Consider the following 15,802-nt stretch of genomic DNA (forward strand, 5'->3'; position numbering starts at 1 on the left):
CGGACCGGAGCCGCCAGCGCCGTCGATCGGCAACGCGAGCCCGGGCCGGGGTGTCGCGGCGCGGGTACGGTGGGTCCATGGCGCAGTTCGTGGACTGGGATCTGGCCGCCGCCACCGCGGGGGCGTTGAGCAAGTCGGGCCCTCGGGTGTCGTATGCCGAGGCCACTGACGTGGTCGGCGACCTGCGTCGGCTTACCGACGAGGCGGCCGGGCACGTGGCCGACTACACGGGGTTGCGGGCGCAGGTGGCGCATCCGCCGGTCCGGGTGGTCGACCGGCGCGACTGGGCCGCGACCAACATCGCCGGCCTCCGCGAGGTGATCACCCCGCTGGTGAGCCGGCTGTCCGGCGACAAGCAGCCGAGCGCGTTGACCGAGGCGGTCGGGTCCCGGCTGACCGGGGTGCAGGCCGGCACCGTGCTGGCCTACCTCTCCGGTCGGGTGCTCGGGCAGTACGAGGTCTTCTCGGCCGACCCGGGCCAACTGCTGCTCGTCGCGCCGAACATCGTCGAGGTGGAGCGCAAGCTCGGTGCGGACCCGCGGGACTTCCGGCTCTGGGTGTGCCTGCACGAGGTCACCCACCGGACGCAGTTCACCGCCGTCCCGTGGATGCGGGCCTATTTCCTCGGCGAGGTGCAGGCGTTCGTCGACGCCTCGTCCAGCGGCAGCGAGCATCTCGTCGAGCGGCTGCGGCGCGGGGTGGCCACGCTGTCCGAGGCGGTCCGTGACCCGGAGAGCCGCACCAGCGTGCTGGACATCGTGCAGACTCCGGCGCAGCGGGCGGTGCTCGACCGGCTCACCGCGTTGATGACCCTGCTGGAGGGGCACGCCGAGTTCGTGATGGACGGCGTCGGTCCGCAGGTGATTCCGAGCGTGGAGCGGATTCGGGCGTCGTTCAACAGGCGCCGCGAGGCGGGCAACCCGCTGGAGAAGGCGATCCGCCGGCTGCTCGGCGTGGACGTCAAGATGCGCCAGTACGCCGAGGGGCGCAAGTTCGTGCACGGTGTGGTGGAGCGGGTCGGCATGGAGGGGTTCAACTCGATCTTCAACTCGCCGCTCACGCTGCCCCGGCTGTCCGAGCTGGCCGACCCGGATGCCTGGGTGGCCCGGGTGCACGGCCCGGCCGGCACCATTCCGGCCGCTGGCTGACCGCCCGCCGGTGGCCGCGCTCGCTCCGCCGGTGGCCGCGATCCGGGTGGCGGTCCGGCGCACCCTGACCGGGCTGCCGCCCGGTGGGCCGGTGCTTGTCGCCTGTTCCGGGGGCGCCGACTCGCTCGCCCTCGCGGCGGCCACCGCGTTCGTGGCGCCTCGACTGGGCCGCGCCGCCGTGCTTGTCACAGTCGACCACGGTCTGCAGGACGGCTCCGCGGAGCGTGCCGAGGCGGTGGCCAGTTGGGCCGGCGGTTTCGGGTTCGCGTCGACGACAGTGGTGCGGGTGGAGGTGGCTGGGCGTCCAGGCGGGCCGGAGGCGGCCGCCCGGGAGGCCCGTTACCAGGCGTTGGCCGAGGCGGCCCGGCAGCAGCACGCGGTAGCGGTGCTGACCGGGCACACCCGCGACGACCAGGCGGAGACGGTCCTGCTCGCGCTCGCCCGGGGGGCTGGGCCACGCGGGCTGGCCGGGATGCCGGCACGGCGGGATCTGCACGGGGTGCCGCTGCTGCGTCCGCTGCTGGAGATCGGTCGGGAGCAGACGCGCGCCGCCTGCGCCGTGCTCGGGTTGAGCCCGTGGCAGGACCCGCACAACAGCGATCCGTCGTACGCCCGCTCCCGGGTTCGGGTCGACCTGCTGCCAGCGCTGGTCCGGGCGCTCGGGCCCGGAGTGGTGGACAACCTCGCGCGTACCGCAGGTCTGGTGGCGGCCGACAACGCCGCGCTCGACGAGTTCGCGGCGGCGGCGCTGGCGGCGGCGCGGTGCCCCGAAGGGGGGCTCTCGGTGCCGGCGCTCAGCGGTCTGCACCCCGCGGTGCGGGGCCGGGTGCTGCACACCTGGGCGCGGGAGTTGGGTGCCCGGCCCGGAGCGTTGTCGCACCGGCACGTCAACGCGCTGGACGCGCTGGTCACCGCCTGGCACGGCCAGGGGCCGACCGACCTGCCCGGGGGTGTCCGGGTGCTCCGTCGCGCCGACCGGTTGACGCCCGTCCGGTCGGCGTGAGAATGCCGTTCACGCGCTGTGTGTCCGGTCCCGGAAAGTGCTCCGGTAGTTGTGCGGGGTGGCGCCGACCCGGCGGCTGAAGTGGTGGCGTAGCGCCGCGGCGTCGCCGAAGCCGGCCTGGTCGGCGACGGCCTCCACGCTCAACGGGGTCTCCTCGAGCAGCCGCCGGGCGAGCAGCACCCGCTGGTTGGTGAGCCAGTCGTGCGGGGTGGTGCCGGTCTCGGCGCGGAACCGGCGGGCGAACGTGCGGGGTGCCATGCCGGCTCGGGCGGCCAACTCCTCCACCGTGGTGGTCCGGTCCAGGTGGCCCATCAGCCACTCCAGCACCGGTTCCAGGGTGGGCGCCTCGGGCGCCTTCGGGATGGGCGCCTCCACGTACTGGGACTGGCCGCCGTCGCGGTGCGGCGGGACCACCATCCGACGGGCCAGTCGGGTCGCGGTGGCCGAGCCGTGCTCCTGGCGGATCAGGTGCAGGCAGGCGTCGATGCCGGCCGCCGTGCCGGCGCTGGTGAGCAGCCGACCGTCCTGGACGTAGAGCGAGTTGCAGCGCACCCGGGCGCGTGGGTGCCGGCGTTGCAGCTCGTCCACGTACCGCCAGTGGGTGGTGCATTCCCGGTCGTCGAGCAGGCCGGCCTCGCCGAGCAGGAAGGCGCCCGAGCAGACGCTCAACAGGTGTGCGCCGCGGGCGTCGGCCCGCCGCAGCGCGTCCAGCACCGGGGCGGGAACTGTGGTGCCCTGGCTGTGCGCGGGGATGGCCACCAGGTCCGCCTCGTCGACCGGGCCGAGGTCGGCGTGCGGGGTGAGGTGGAAACCGGATGAGGTACGCACCGGAGCGCCGTCGGGGCTGCACACCTGGAAGCGGTAGCCGGGGAAACCGTCGGCGGTGCGGTCGGTGCCGAACACCTCGGCGAGCACGCCGAGCTCGAAGGGGGCCACCTGGTCGAGGGCGAGGACGGCGATTGACCGGAGCATGTGACGAGGGTAACCCGGCAGGTGGCAGTAAATCGATGACCAATGGCATTCCTGCCACTGTCCGGGTCGAGCGGAGAGTCGCAGACTGGTCTCAGTCCGGTGCGCACCGACGGCGAAACCGACAGCAATCATGCGAAAGTGAGCGCCGCCATGGAGTTCCTGCTCTTTCTCCTTCTCCTCGTCCTGCTCGTCGCCGCCTCGGCGGCCGGCCTGACCGTCGACAGCCACGATTCGGCGGACTGGAAGCCCAGTGACGATGGCCGTCGCTGGCGGTCCCGTACCAACTGATGTGATTAGCGTCTTTTGTCCAGAAAAACCCCGGCGGGACCGCGCCAAAAGGTGCGGCCCCGCCGACGGAGGCCATCAGACGTACGGCAGGCTAGGAGTCATGGCTGACGGCTCCTGGTACGACGCCGACATCGACCACGTGATCATCTCCGAGGCGCAGATTCGCGAGAAGACTGCGGAGCTGGCCAAGCAGGTCTCCGCCGACTACTCGCACGTCACCGACGGGTTGCTGCTCGTGTGCGTGCTCAAGGGCGCGGTGATGTTCATGGCGGACTTCGCCCGGGCGCTGGGCCGCAATGGCCCCCCGGCCGAACTCGACTTCATGGCCATCTCCTCCTACGGCCAGGGCACCACCTCGTCCGGGGTGGTCCGCATCCTCAAGGACCTGGACCGGGACATCGCCGGCCGGCACGTGGTGGTCGTCGAGGACATCGTCGACTCCGGGCTCACGCTCTCCTGGCTGCTGCGCTACCTGGAGTCGCGCTCGGCGGCGAGCGTGGAGGTCGTCGCGCTGTTCCGCAAGCCGGACGCGGTAAAGGTGCCGGTTCCGGTCAAGTACGTCGGCTTCGACATCCCCACCGAGTTCGTGGTCGGCTACGGCCTGGACTTCGGTGAGCGCTACCGGGAGCTGCCGTACGTCGGGGTGCTCAAGCCCGAGGTCTACGCGCGCTCCTGACCCCGGTGTCGACCCGCCGGGGCGGTCCCGCAGTGGCGTGAGGTCGACTCGCATCGGCTTTCATCGAGCCGACGTTCAGCGCGCTCTCAGCTGTTGCGGTTACCGTGGACCCGGTGGCCCGGAGGTTACTCCGCGCCCGACCCCCTCGCCCGAGTGATCGGGCCGTCGGTTGGCCGGGCCGGACTCCCCGCCACGCCAGGTTTCCACCCGGACCCGCCGTACGCGGGTCGCGGTGCTGGTGGGCCTGCCCACGGTGCGCGCCATCGATATGAAAGGTGCGCCCAGTGCGGGGCTCGCGAGCTCGCTCCTCGCGTACACGGTGTACCGTCGAATGACCGCGGCGCGGCAGTTTTCGCGTCTCGGGGTCGAGGCCGCCCCGCATGGCAGCTCCGACCGCCGCTCACCGCGGCGACACCAATCAGATGGTCAGGACGTCGATCAGGAGGATGCGGGCGCTCCGGCGCTCGACAACAGTATGGAACGTACGCGTTTCTTCCGCCGACCGGTGGTCTGGATCATCCTGGTCATCCTCGGCGCAGTTGTGCTCAGTCAGCTGTTCACCGCTGGTCCCAGCTACCACCGCGTGGACACTTCCGTTGCGCTCGATCAGCTCCACACCGCCAAGATCAACAAGGTGGTCTTCCAGGACAAGGAGCAGACGCTCCAGCTGGACCTGGCCGAGAAGACCAAGTTCGGCAAGACCGAGACCAACAAGATCGAGGCTCAGTTCCCGTACCAGGCCGGTGACGAGATCTGGAACGAGGTGCTGGACGCCAAGGCGGCCAACCGGGTCACCGGCCCGGCCGACGCCAAGGTCTCGTCGGACAGCATCTGGGTGAGCCTGCTCGTCAACCTGCTGCCGATCGCGTTGCTCGTCCTCCTGCTGCTGTTCTTCATGTCGCAGATGCAGGGCGGCGGCTCCCGGGTGCTCAACTTCGGCAAGTCCAAGGCGAAGATGATCACCAAGGACACTCCGAAGACGACCTTCGCGGACGTCGCGGGTGCCGAGGAGGCAGTCGAAGAGCTGCACGAGATCAAGGACTTCCTCCAGAACCCGGCCAAGTACCAGGCCCTGGGCGCCAAGATCCCCAAGGGTGTGCTGCTCTTCGGCCCGCCCGGAACGGGCAAGACGCTGCTGGCCCGCGCCGTCGCCGGTGAGGCCGGGGTGCCGTTCTACTCCATCTCCGGCTCTGACTTCGTGGAGATGTTCGTCGGTGTCGGCGCCAGCCGGGTCCGCGACCTCTTCGAGCAGGCCAAGACGAACGCCCCGGCGATCGTCTTCGTCGACGAGATCGACGCCGTCGGTCGACACCGTGGCGCCGGCATGGGCGGCGGTCACGACGAGCGCGAGCAGACGCTCAATCAGCTGCTCGTCGAGATGGACGGCTTCGACACCAAGGGCGGCGTCATCCTGATCGCGGCCACCAACCGGCCGGACATCCTCGACCCGGCGCTGCTGCGCCCGGGCCGGTTCGACAGGCAGATCCCGGTGGACGCCCCCGACATGGAGGGCCGCAAGGCCATCCTGCGGGTGCACGCCAAGGGCAAGCCGTTCACCCCCGACGTCGACCTCGACTCGGTGGCCCGGCGTACCCCCGGCTTCAGCGGCGCCGACCTGGCCAACGTGATCAACGAGTCGGCCCTGCTCACCGCCCGCAAGGACCAGCGGGCGATCAGCAACGACTCGCTCGAAGAGTCGATCGACCGGGTGATCGCTGGTCCGCAGCGACGGACCCGGGTGATGAGCGACCAGGAAAAGAAGATCACCGCGTACCACGAGGCTGGGCACGCGCTTGTCGCCTGGGCACTGCCGCACGCCGCCCCGGTGCACAAGGTGACGATCCTGTCCCGTGGTCGCTCGCTGGGCCACACCCTGGTGCTCCCCACCGAGGACAAGTACACCCAGACCCGCGCCGAGATGATCGACACCCTGGCGTACGCGCTGGGCGGTCGGGCCGCCGAGGAGCTGGTCTTCCACGAGCCCACCACCGGTGCCGGCAACGACATCGAGAAGGCCACCCAACTGGCCCGCGCGATGATCACCCAGTACGGCATGAGCTCGAAACTCGGTGCCATCAAGTACGGCACCAGCGGAGACGAGCCGTTCCTCGGCCGCAACATGGGCCACGAGCGGGACTACTCGGACGCGGTGGCCGCCGAGATCGACGGCGAGATGCGAGCCCTCGTCGAGCTGGCGCACGACGAGGCCTGGGAGATCCTGGTGGAATACCGGGACGTCCTGGACAACATCGTGCTCGAGCTGATCGAGAAGGAAACCCTCTCCACCGCCGACATGGCGCGGATCGGTTCCCGGGTGGTCAAGCGTCCGCCGCTGGCGCCCTACAACGGCTTCGGTAAGCGCCAGCCCTCCACCGAGCCGCCCGTGCTCACCCCTGCGGAGAAGGACAAGCTCAAGGCGCAGGCCCAGGCCGACGGCGCGCAGGCGTCAGTCGGTGGCGGGACGCCGTCCAACAACTCGGACGGCACGCACTGAGCAACGACCCGACGGCCAGCTCCCCCCACCGGGAGCTGGCCGTCTCCGCGACCGAACCCGACGGCGACGACGGGCTCGACTACGTCGCCGCCCGCCTGATCAGCGGTAGGTTGACCGGTCGCCCGGTCGAGGACGCCGTCGACCTGGGCCGGATCGAGAAGGCCGTCCGCGAGATCCTGATCGCCGTCGGCGAGGACCCGGACCGCGACGGACTCCAGCAGACCCCGGCCCGGGTCGCCCGCGCGTACGCCGAACTCTTCGCCGGCCTGCGGGTCGACCCCACCCAGGTGCTCAGCACCACCTTCGAGGCCAACCACGAAGAGCTGGTCATCGTCCGGGACATCGACGTGATGAGCCTCTGCGAGCACCACCTGCTGCCGTTCCGCGGCAGCGCGCACATCGGTTACATCCCCGGGCCGGACGGACGGATCACCGGACTGTCCAAGCTGGCCCGACTGGTCGAGGTCTTCGCCCGCCGACCCCAGGTGCAGGAACGGCTCACCTCACAGGTCGCCGACCTGCTGATGAGCAAACTCGCCCCGCGCGGCGTCGTCGTGGTGCTTGAGTGCGAGCACATGTGCATGGCGATGCGCGGCATCCAAAAATCCGGTGCCAAGACCATCACGTCAGCGGTGCGCGGCATCCTGCAGACGGACTCCAAGTCCCGTGCCGAGGCAATGGCGCTGATCATCCCGCGCTGACCGTCCGACGCACCGGCCGGCCGACCCTGCGGGGCTGGCCGGCCGTTGCCATTCCGCCCGATCGGCTCCTCTGCCCATCGCCGGCCAGGCAGGTCAGCCGGCCGTTGCCTTTCCTGCCGCTCGGCTCTTCTGCCCATCGCCGGCCGGGCAGGTCAGCCGGCGAGCAGGACCAGCAGCAGGCCCGCCGTCACCAGCACCGCCGGCACCAGGCACACGAGCGCTCCGAAACGCACAGTGCGGTCCAGTCGCTCGGTGGGGCTCACCCGGAACAACCGCCCGATCCCCACCCAACCGGCGACGAGCGCGACCGCGGGCATCGGCAGCCCGCAGATCAACGCGGCCACACTTGCCGCCCCCACCCCCGTCGCCGCCCAGACCGCGACCTGGATCAGCGGTACCACAAGCGCCAACGGCCCGTACACCAGCAGGTTGCGCACCCGCGCCGGCCACGACGCCGGCCGGAACCGGCGCCGCGCCGCCAGGGCCGCGTCCGCCGCCTCGGCCCGACCCCGCGCGACCCGTAGCGCCGCCAGCACGGCCGCCGGACCGCCCGCCATCGACCGGGACGCCTCGGTCAGCTCCGGAGGCGACGGCACCAGGGAGATCGCCGGTACGCCCAACTCGCGCAGCCGTTCCTGCTGGCTCGCCAGCCCGGTACGGACCACCATCAGCTCCTCCCGGGCGGTCTCCGCCGACCGGGCCTGCTCACCGGCGGCCGCAGCCGCACTGCGGCGTACCCCGTCCAGTTGGCGGGCCGCGGCCAGGTATTCCGCCCACGCCGACCCCTGCTCGCCCGCCGGCTGGGTGGCGTCCCCAGCCGTCGCGGCGACCCGCTGCCGGCCCGGCCCGGTCACCGTCGCCTCCGGACTCATCTCAACACCCCCGGTCCGTGTCACCGGAGGACCCGGCCTCGTCGGCGAACGGCACCAGGACCGTGCCCCGCTCGTCCGGACCGTCCCAGAGCACCGCCCGGTCAGGGCGAGGCTGCCATTCCACCGCCCGACCCAGGACCGCGGTGAGCTGCGCGACCGGAACGTCAAGCACGACCACGGCGGCCAACTTGTCGACCTCTCCCGCCGGCTCGACAAGCGCGGCGAACGGGGGCACCGCCCGCCACCAACCCAACACGTGTCTTCCCGTCGGCGGCCCGTTGCGGAGCAGCGCACGCAACCGGTCCACCGGCAGCTCCCGGGGGCCCGGCCGGTCCAGCCCGAAGGCCACCAGGTACGTCGGCAGCTCGTCGGCCGGGGCGGCCAGCAGCGTCGGCAGATCCACCAACTCGGCCGAATGCCGGGTGGCCAACTCCGCCGTCAACGCCTTCGCCAGCGCCCGAGCGCCCGGATCCGGCGCCGCCACCAGGAACCGGGCGGTGCCCGGCGCATGATGGTCCGCGGTGCTCCGAACCGCCGTCGCCAGCAACCCGCCCGCCGCGGCACCGGACCCGAGTACCGCGAGGTTGCGGCCCGCAGCCGGACCCAACGGCACGGCGACCGTCGAACGGGCCACGTCCACCGCGCGACCCAGCAGGGCCGCCGGCCCGTGCGCCTGCCCCGCCAACGCCGCCCGATGCCGTGGATCGTTGCCGAGCAGCGGGCGAGCATAGCCGGCGAAGACCACAGGCGGCACCGCCCCGGCCGGCCGAGCGGCCCACAACTCGTGCCGCAACTCCTCCACCACCGCCGGGTGGTCCTGCGGATCAGGGTGCCGGATCAGCCGTTCATGACCTCGGATCGCGCCCCGGGGACCGCCGAGCCCGCCTGCGGTGTTCACCACCGCGCTGCCCACCGGCAGACCGGCGGCCGAATCGTTCGTCGGCTCCAACACCGGGCTGCCGCCGGGCAGCGCCACCCGCACCGGAAACTGCCCGAGCACCGAATCCCGATGACCCCCATCGGTCCGGGTGCCCAACCCCAGCTCGCCCGCACCGGCCAACACCAGGTGCACGCCGTACGCCCGGCCGGCCCGAGCCAGCCCGTCCAACTGTGCGGCCAGATCAGCAGCCAACCGGTCCCGCTCGGCGAAGAGCAATGGCACATTGTCCAACACACAGACGATCCGGGGCAGCGGCTGGTGCTGACGCAGCTCGGCGAAACGTTGACCACCCGCGCGCGCCCCAGCCTCCGCCCGGCGCTGCACCTCGGCCGTCAACTCGTCGAGCAGGTCCCGGACGTACTCCCGGTCGGCGGCCATCGCGGCAGCGCGCACCTGCGGGATCCACGACCGGTCCCGCTCCGTCTGCAGAAACTCCACGAACGACTCACCGTCGCCGAGATCCACCAGGTAGAACGCCAACTCGTCCGGGCCGTACCGGGCGGCCAACCCCAGCAACGCGGTGGTCAGGAACGCCGCGCGACCCGCCGCGGACCGCCCACTGACCAACCAGTGCGGGGTCAGTTCGCTGAAACCAAGCGGCACCGACCGCCCCCCGGCATCACCCACTGTGGTGGTCAACCCATCGACGGACTCCGACTCCCACAGACGCTCACCCGTCGGCGGCAACAGCGCCGCCAACCCCAACCGCGAGCCGGCCTCCACCTGCTCGGCCAACCGTCGACACACCGCGTCGACCAGCTCAACCGGTGGGTCCACCTCGACGAAGACCGGCGAGTTCAGTCCGCCCGGCGGGTCCGCGCCCGGACTCGCGAAGGACGCCCTCGGCGGGTCACCGAGCAGCGCGTACGCGTTGCGCAGCGCCAGCGGTGTGCTGTGCGGCAGCGCGGCCCGCGTCGCGTACGGGCCGGCCGGAGGCCAGCCGGCCACCACCAGATGCAGACCGGCGGCAGGCCCCTGCTCGGCGAGCGCCTCGATCCGGACCAGATCGGTCGGACCTGTCGACTCCGGCAGAGCGGCGAACACGAGCAACAGCGTGCGATCGTGCCGACGTCGTCCACTCGCCCCCGGCGTGACCCACTGCTCCGCCTCCGTCAGCACTGCGCGCAGCCCCGCCAGGTCCACCGCAGGCGGCGGCAGCAGGCCAGCGTCAGCGAGCGAGCCGAACGGGGCCAGCGCCGAACCCGTGGCATCCACCGCGCGAATCAACAACGCACCCGCCGGCGTCGCCGCCAACAACCGCAGCAGTACGGCCCGGAGCAACCCCGCCACCCGTGGCTCCCGAGCGTCAGCGTCAACGCTCAGATGACCCGTGCCAACCAGCGGCACCAACGCGGGAAAGCGAGCATCGTCCAACGGCGCCGCCGTGCCGACCCGGACGAACGGCGGCGGGCCGTCACCCGCCGGAGAGTTCACGGTGAGCGAGTCCAACGCAGCACCAGCCCAACCCGGGGCCAACCGCGCGGCGACCACCCGAAGGCGATCAGCCAGCTCGTACTGGCGACGCTGGTCCGCGGGAGCTGGCCGGATCTCGTCCAGGATCCCGGCGGCAGCGGTGGCGACGGCCGCTGCCTGGCGATGCAGGGCAGCAGCGCGGTTCGTGCGTGCCTTCGGACCGGCCACCGCGTCCACCCCCTCTGCCCGAGGTTGGCAACCCCTCCCGAGCAGAGACGGTATCCCAGCCGAGGCTGCACCTCCGGGAGGTGGCACGGCGCTGCGCCAGCGATGTCGTGGATCTCACCGATGGGTAGGGGTCCGTCACGATCCGCTGGATCTGAGGCATTGGCTCCGGAGCGTCCAGCCGTTAACGTCAGGAGGTGGAATCAGTGCAGCCCCCCGCCGGTTCCCAGGTCTCCCACGTACCGGCCCAACGGACCCCATCCGAGCAGCTGCCGCCTGCCCCGGCACCGCCGGAGACGCAGCCGCCGCGTCGTCGAATGCGGACGGTGGTCACGGTCGTCGCCGGGGTGCTCGCACTGCTCCTCCTCGGTGGGCTCATCGCGGGCGTGGTGCTCTACCACCGGGCGTCCGCCCCAGACCGCAGCGCACCCGACGTGGTCGTGGACAACTATCTGCGTGCGTTTCTTGTCGACCGCAACGACGCGAGAGCAGACCTCTTCACCTGCGAGGGCGGGTCGGACCTCCAGGCCGTTCGGGATCTCCGAGTTGAGACTGAGCAGCGTGAATCGAAGTTTGGCGTCACCGTTCGAGTCAGTTGGGGCCCATTGACCCGGACGCCGTCTCAGGGCGGGGAATCTGTCGGCACGACGCTGACCATCGCTGGGTCCGCGAATGGCGTTCCCCGGAGCGGTCGGCGGGAGGACTGGACGTTTAGCGTCGTCGAGGACGACGATGGCTGGCGAGTCTGCGGCGGTGCGCGGGCCAGCTGACATCATTCAATCCACAGGAGATGTACCGGAACCTCCAACGTGGTGGGTGACTGGCCACGCCAGGCCCAGCGGTACCACTCCACCTCCGGCGTGATCCGGACGCAGATGTCCCCTTCGGCACCCGAGTAGGTCTCGGTGACTGCCCGCATGTCGCGGTGCTCCACACCGCCCTCGACGTGTACCACCCGGCGGCCGGTGACGGCGTCGGCCTCGAAGACGGGGATGGGGGCCCGGTGCGCCGGGCCGTCCAGCGAGACCAACCGGATGCCGGTTTCGCGAGGGCTGTCCGCCTGCGGCCGGCTGCCAACGGTCTCCACCCAAACCCGTTCCACCGGCACCAGTGGCGCGAACACCTCGACCTGGTCGGCCTCGGCTCGGTACCACTCGTGCTCGGGAATCACCGGCACATAGGTCCGGGCGCTCTGCACCACCCGGTCGTCCGCGCGCAGGTCTCCTCGCCACCCCAAGCCCGGCAGGCCGACCAGCACCCGTCGCCCGCGTAGCTCGACCCGGTCCGTGGCGGGGACCATGGTCAGCGGGCGGGGTGGCCGGGGCGCCCAGTCGGGCTGGTCGGCGAATGGGTCCGGCATCGGTCCGGTCATGCCCGTGGCGGCCTCACTCGGCAGCGCGCAGGGGGGCACCCCGCTCACGCATGAACGGGATCGGATCGATCGCGCCGCGGCTGGACCGGTCGCCGCGCAGGTGCACCTCGAAATGCAGGTGGGGCCCCGACGAGTTTCCGCTGCTGCCGACCTGCCCGATGACCTCGCCGGCCGGCACGATCTGGTCCGGTGCGACCCGGGGGCGGACCACCATGTGGCAGTACCGGGTGATGTTGCCGCCAGCGTGTAGCAGGTCAACGAACCAGCCGCAGCCACCCTTGCCGGGATACCCGTCCACGTCGCAGTTCCGTCGTCCCTGGTTGTCCGGGTCGCAACGGGCCACCAGCACCCGCCCGGCGGCTGCGGCTCGGATCTCGGTGCCCTTGGCCGCCCCGATGTCGACCCCGTTGTGACTGGGACGCTCGGCGGTCCGGAATCCGGAACCGACGTCGCCGGGGATCGGGGCGGTCCAGCCCGAAGCGGCAATCTCGCCGTGCTCGGCAGCGTTGCACACTGCCTTGCCGTTGATCTCGACGGTGCGGGCCGCCCCGCCGGCAAGGGCGTCAACGATCTTGCTGGCCAACTCCTCGTGCTTGGCGTACGCGTCTGGATAGGCGCTGACCTGCACCTGCTGCGCCACCACGGTCAGTGGCCGACGTTGCCAGCTCCGCACCTTGACGAGCTTCTCGTAGAACTTGCGAGCGGTGTACGCGGGTGTCATCCGCTCGGCGACCGAGCCCCAGCCGGGCCGCTGCTGGAAAAGGCCCAGCGAATCGTGGTCGGCGCCGACCCCCTCGTGTGGCAGTGCCAGAGACGCGGCAACATCGCTGTTGGCCAGGTTACGCAGGGCGGACTCCTGCATCGCCGTGGCCAGAGCGATCACCCAGCCGCGCGATGGCACCCCCAGGTCCTGGCCGACCTTGATGATGATCGCGGCGTTGCGGACCTGAGCGTCGCCGTACTCGGTGAACCGTGGCAGCTCGCCAGCGATGTCCACCGGGCGGATCGGGCCGCACCCCCAGCCGGCCAGGGTGTCCCCGTTCTCCGCGTCGCCACCGAGCCCACTGAGGAAGAACGCGGCGGTGCCGCCGGTACAACAGAGCAGGAGCAACGCCCCGGTGAGGATCGTGATGATCAGCCCGATCCGCAGCGGGCGACGCGGAGGGGTCGTGTCACCGCCCATGGTCATTGCCGTTCCCAATCCACCACGTCGACCAGCCAGCCGGCGTCGGCGGCGGCCACCAACTCCAGCCGGAGCCGACCGCTGTCGAGGGGCAGCAGCACCTCGACGAACGTCTGGGTGCGGGCCCGCACCTCCGGCGGCCCGGTGACCTCTTCGGCCGGAACCCCGCTGGGTTCGGCGCCGGACAGCTTGTCGGTCAACGCCGGGGTCGACAACGGGCGCAGGCCGGCATGCCATTGTTCGGCGGCCATCCCGGGCTGGCCGAGCCAGGCCTTGGCGAACCGGTCGGCGGTCTGCTCGGGGGTGCGGGCACCCGCTGGAGTGACAGGCGATGGCGGCGCCTCGGTGGACTTCACGCCGTCGTCACCGGCCGTCGGATCCACAGTGGTGATCGGCCGGTCCGGCCGGTTGCTCAGTCCGTCCGCCGGACCTGGCGGACCGGAGACCAGGCGGGCAGCCCCGATAACGCCGAAGATGAGCACCACCATCACCAGCGCCACTCCCAGTCGGGACCGAAGCGCCCGGGTGAAGAGAAACTCCAGCGCCCGTCTCATCGCCGTCACCGCGCCTCTGAGCGCACCCGCGGTCCGGTACGGTCCGGCGCGCGCTCAGCGGAGCCCGGTCGGTAGACCACGAACGACGGGTTCTCGGCTGGCACGTCAGGTTCGGTCCAGGTCGCCGGCTGCCGTCGCCGAGGCTGGGGTGGGACCTTACGGCTCCGGCCTCCCGTCCCCTCCTTCGTTGCCTCATCAGCGTTTTCCCGACCGTCAGGTCGCGCGTCGCCGGCCCGTTGGGCCCCGACCGGAGCGGCCGGCGTCGGCACCGGGTCCTCTCTGCGCGCCTCCGGGCGCAGCCGGGTCTGCTCGGCGTCCGGCGATCGGCGACGTCCGCCCACCGGCTCGGCCGTGCCGCCGGGCTCCACCACGTCGAGCCGTGCCGCGACGCGCATGTCGCGGAAGAACCGACGGTGCCAGGAGCCGGCCGAGCTGACCGCCTCGCTGCTGTCCTTGCCGCCCAGCTGGGTTATCCGCCGGTACGGGCGCAGCAACAACCAGCCGACCACCCCGCAGAGCCAGACAAGCACGACCTGGAGCCAACCGGGCAGGGTAGGCGTGCTCATGATCAGATCCACTGCGAACAGGTAGATCGCCGCGCCGGTGCCGAAAATGGCGATGTTGAAGACCGCGGCGACCACGGCGTTCGCCAAGCGCCGCAGCCCAGCACTGGCCGGCCGAAGCAGCCCGATCGTGCCGAGGATCGGAGCGGCGATCACCGCCCAGCGGAAGATCAGGAAGCCCAGTAGGACCAGCAGCGACGCGGTCAGGTCGAACATGGCGAAGAGCACCGAGGCCAGTACGGCAATGAACCCGGCCCCGACCCGGTCCATGTCCCGTACGCCCTGGAGGTACTCGTAGGCCTCCGGGTCCTCGGTCTGGATCTGTTGGGCCACCCGCGCCCACTGTTGCTGCTTGGCCGCGATAGTCGCTTCCCGGGTCGCCGGGTTCGCGCGCAGTTTCTCGGCTTCGTCCCAGGAGAGTGCCTTGGCGTCGTATAGCGCAGGGCCGTACTTGCGGGCGGTCTCGCTGTCGGCTGAGCCGAGCACTCCCCGTAGCCAGTTGCGGTAGAGCATTGCCTCGGTGGCCGTGTCACTGGCTCGTACGGCGGGTGGCCGATTGTCCTTGCAAGCTCCAGGAGTTGAGTCGTCGCATTGGTCAGGTGGAGTGTCCCGGGCTGCGGGACCCACGGCATCGTGCACCACACCCAGGCTGGTGACCAGGGTGCCGTCCGCGATATTCGCCGACTTGACCGGCCAGGCCGCCAGTGCCGTGACCGCGACCATCACCAGCAGCGCCCAGCCTGCGGTGGTCATCGCATTACTCATGTCCGACTGGCGGGACCGCCAGAGGAGGTACAGCCCCACAACACAGAGGGTGACGATGCCGAAGACGCTGAACACCTTCTGGTACACGGCCTTGGTCGCCTGCTCCACCAGCGGGTCGGCCCAACCCCACATCGATCGCGGATCCCAGGCTCGCTCGCGCAGCGCGTTCGAGGCCCCCACGATCGCGGTGGCCATCATGAACTCGCCATTCGCCACGGTCGTGGTGAACTTGTAGTCCGGATGCAGGACAGACGACGCGCAGCCGCCCGGGATGTCGTACGTCGGGTAGCTGTAGCCCGCGTAGCCGTAGTCGCTGTAGAGCCCTTTGGGCCCAAGCTCCTTGGCAGAGTCTGGGCGGCCGGCGAACCAGCCGGCGAGTCCGGAGTCCGGCGTTCCTGGGGTCGGTGCGTTACGACACTTGACCTCGTCCTCGCTTACCGCTTGCAGTTTGTCCACGCAGGTGCGGAAGTCGGCCTGCCACTCCTTGGTCGTGCAGAGGTCGGCGCGGGCCTGGGCGACGGGCGGTGCGGCGGCTGCGGCCTCCGCGCCGATCAGTGGCCAGGACAGGGTGGCCCCGGCCAGTACGCCGAGGGTGAGCAGGAACGACGTGATCCTTGCCCGGGCCCTCGCCAT

The 15,802-nt window shown here is 71.1% G+C and carries 14 protein-coding genes; 7 read left to right on the forward strand and 7 right to left on the reverse strand.

The window, feature by feature from the left end; translation table 11 throughout:
- Window positions 1-77 precede the first annotated feature (77 nt).
- Both AB0B85_RS05850 and tilS read left to right on the forward strand, forming a co-directional pair.
- Window positions 78-1,148, forward strand: coding sequence for a zinc-dependent metalloprotease (locus AB0B85_RS05850; RefSeq protein WP_357403996.1), 1,071 nt, complete (start codon window positions 78-80; stop codon window positions 1,146-1,148).
- Window positions 1,149-1,158: 10 nt separating this feature from the next.
- Window positions 1,159-2,151: a tRNA lysidine(34) synthetase TilS gene (gene tilS / locus AB0B85_RS05855; protein WP_357403998.1), complete on the forward strand. Its 993-nt coding sequence runs from the start codon at window positions 1,159-1,161 to the stop codon at window positions 2,149-2,151.
- Window positions 2,152-2,160: 9 nt separating this feature from the next.
- On the opposite strand, the gene AB0B85_RS05860 is transcribed toward tilS, so the two are convergent.
- Window positions 2,161-3,123, reverse strand: coding sequence for a helix-turn-helix domain-containing protein (locus AB0B85_RS05860; RefSeq protein WP_357404000.1), 963 nt, complete (start codon window positions 3,121-3,123; stop codon window positions 2,161-2,163).
- Between the two features lie 138 nt (window positions 3,124-3,261).
- On the opposite strand from AB0B85_RS05860, the gene AB0B85_RS05865 reads away from it, so the two are divergent.
- From AB0B85_RS05865 to folE, 4 genes are all read left to right on the forward strand, one after another.
- A complete protein-coding gene (locus AB0B85_RS05865) occupies window positions 3,262-3,411 on the forward strand; it encodes a hypothetical protein (RefSeq protein WP_357404162.1) in 150 nt (49 codons plus the stop codon).
- A 100-nt stretch (window positions 3,412-3,511) separates the two neighbouring features.
- Window positions 3,512-4,087 (forward strand): hypoxanthine phosphoribosyltransferase, encoded by a 576-nt coding sequence (gene hpt / locus AB0B85_RS05870; protein WP_179781302.1) that lies wholly within the window; start codon window positions 3,512-3,514, stop codon window positions 4,085-4,087.
- A 475-nt stretch (window positions 4,088-4,562) separates the two neighbouring features.
- Window positions 4,563-6,581 (forward strand): ATP-dependent zinc metalloprotease FtsH, encoded by a 2,019-nt coding sequence (gene ftsH / locus AB0B85_RS05875; RefSeq protein WP_357404002.1) that lies wholly within the window; start codon window positions 4,563-4,565, stop codon window positions 6,579-6,581.
- A gap of 35 nt (window positions 6,582-6,616) precedes the next feature.
- Complete coding sequence (gene folE, locus AB0B85_RS05880; RefSeq protein ID WP_357404156.1) at window positions 6,617-7,282, forward strand: GTP cyclohydrolase I FolE; 666 nt, start codon at window positions 6,617-6,619, stop codon at window positions 7,280-7,282.
- 152 nt (window positions 7,283-7,434) lie between these two features.
- Here folE and AB0B85_RS05885 read toward each other — a convergent pair whose 3' ends face one another.
- Together AB0B85_RS05885 and AB0B85_RS05890 are read right to left on the reverse strand one after the other, a co-directional pair.
- Window positions 7,435-8,154 carry a hypothetical protein gene (locus AB0B85_RS05885; protein ID WP_357404004.1) on the reverse strand — a complete coding sequence of 240 codons (720 nt, stop codon included), beginning with the start codon at window positions 8,152-8,154 and terminating at the stop codon, window positions 7,435-7,437.
- A gap of 1 nt (window position 8,155) precedes the next feature.
- The gene (locus AB0B85_RS05890) at window positions 8,156-10,744 is read right to left on the reverse strand and encodes an FtsK/SpoIIIE domain-containing protein (protein WP_357404006.1); all 2,589 of its coding nucleotides are present in this window, start codon (window positions 10,742-10,744) and stop codon (window positions 8,156-8,158) included.
- 194 nt (window positions 10,745-10,938) lie between these two features.
- Between AB0B85_RS05890 and AB0B85_RS05895 the strand changes: the two genes are divergently transcribed.
- Window positions 10,939-11,502 (forward strand): hypothetical protein, encoded by a 564-nt coding sequence (locus tag AB0B85_RS05895; RefSeq protein WP_357404008.1) that lies wholly within the window; start codon window positions 10,939-10,941, stop codon window positions 11,500-11,502.
- Between the two features lie 2 nt (window positions 11,503-11,504).
- On the opposite strand, the gene AB0B85_RS05900 is transcribed toward AB0B85_RS05895, so the two are convergent.
- From AB0B85_RS05900 to AB0B85_RS05915, 4 genes are read right to left on the reverse strand one after another with little or no spacing between them, the layout of a single operon-like run.
- The gene (locus tag AB0B85_RS05900) at window positions 11,505-12,104 is read right to left on the reverse strand and encodes a hypothetical protein (protein WP_357404158.1); all 600 of its coding nucleotides are present in this window, start codon (window positions 12,102-12,104) and stop codon (window positions 11,505-11,507) included.
- A 13-nt stretch (window positions 12,105-12,117) separates the two neighbouring features.
- Window positions 12,118-13,287 (reverse strand): M23 family metallopeptidase, encoded by a 1,170-nt coding sequence (locus tag AB0B85_RS05905; RefSeq protein WP_357404160.1) that lies wholly within the window; start codon window positions 13,285-13,287, stop codon window positions 12,118-12,120.
- A gap of 2 nt (window positions 13,288-13,289) precedes the next feature.
- Window positions 13,290-13,850, reverse strand: coding sequence for a hypothetical protein (locus tag AB0B85_RS05910; RefSeq protein ID WP_357404010.1), 561 nt, complete (start codon window positions 13,848-13,850; stop codon window positions 13,290-13,292).
- Window positions 13,847-15,802 carry an MFS transporter gene (locus AB0B85_RS05915; protein ID WP_357404011.1) on the reverse strand — a complete coding sequence of 652 codons (1,956 nt, stop codon included), beginning with the start codon at window positions 15,800-15,802 and terminating at the stop codon, window positions 13,847-13,849. Before AB0B85_RS05915 ends, AB0B85_RS05910 begins: the two co-directional genes overlap by 4 nt.

The organism is Micromonospora sp. NPDC049044 (assembly GCF_040649215.1).
Lineage (GTDB): Bacteria > Actinomycetota > Actinomycetes > Mycobacteriales > Micromonosporaceae > Micromonospora.

Excerpts from the sequence above, each read along its gene's own strand:
- AB0B85_RS05850 (WP_357403996.1), top strand. The coding sequence starts at position 78 with ATGGCGCAGTTCGTGGACTGGGATCTGGCCGCCGCCACCGCGGGGGCG.
- ftsH (WP_357404002.1), top strand. The coding sequence starts at position 4,563 with ATGGAACGTACGCGTTTCTTCCGCCGACCGGTGGTCTGGATCATCCTG.
- AB0B85_RS05885 (WP_357404004.1), bottom strand. The coding sequence starts at position 8,154 with ATGAGTCCGGAGGCGACGGTGACCGGGCCGGGCCGGCAGCGGGTCGCC.
- AB0B85_RS05905 (WP_357404160.1), bottom strand. The coding sequence starts at position 13,287 with ATGGGCGGTGACACGACCCCTCCGCGTCGCCCGCTGCGGATCGGGCTG.
- AB0B85_RS05900 (WP_357404158.1), bottom strand. The coding sequence starts at position 12,104 with ATGACCGGACCGATGCCGGACCCATTCGCCGACCAGCCCGACTGGGCG.
- hpt (WP_179781302.1), top strand. The coding sequence starts at position 3,512 with ATGGCTGACGGCTCCTGGTACGACGCCGACATCGACCACGTGATCATC.
- AB0B85_RS05860 (WP_357404000.1), bottom strand. The coding sequence starts at position 3,123 with ATGCTCCGGTCAATCGCCGTCCTCGCCCTCGACCAGGTGGCCCCCTTC.
- AB0B85_RS05915 (WP_357404011.1), bottom strand. The coding sequence starts at position 15,802 with ATGGCGAGGGCCCGGGCAAGGATCACGTCGTTCCTGCTCACCCTCGGC.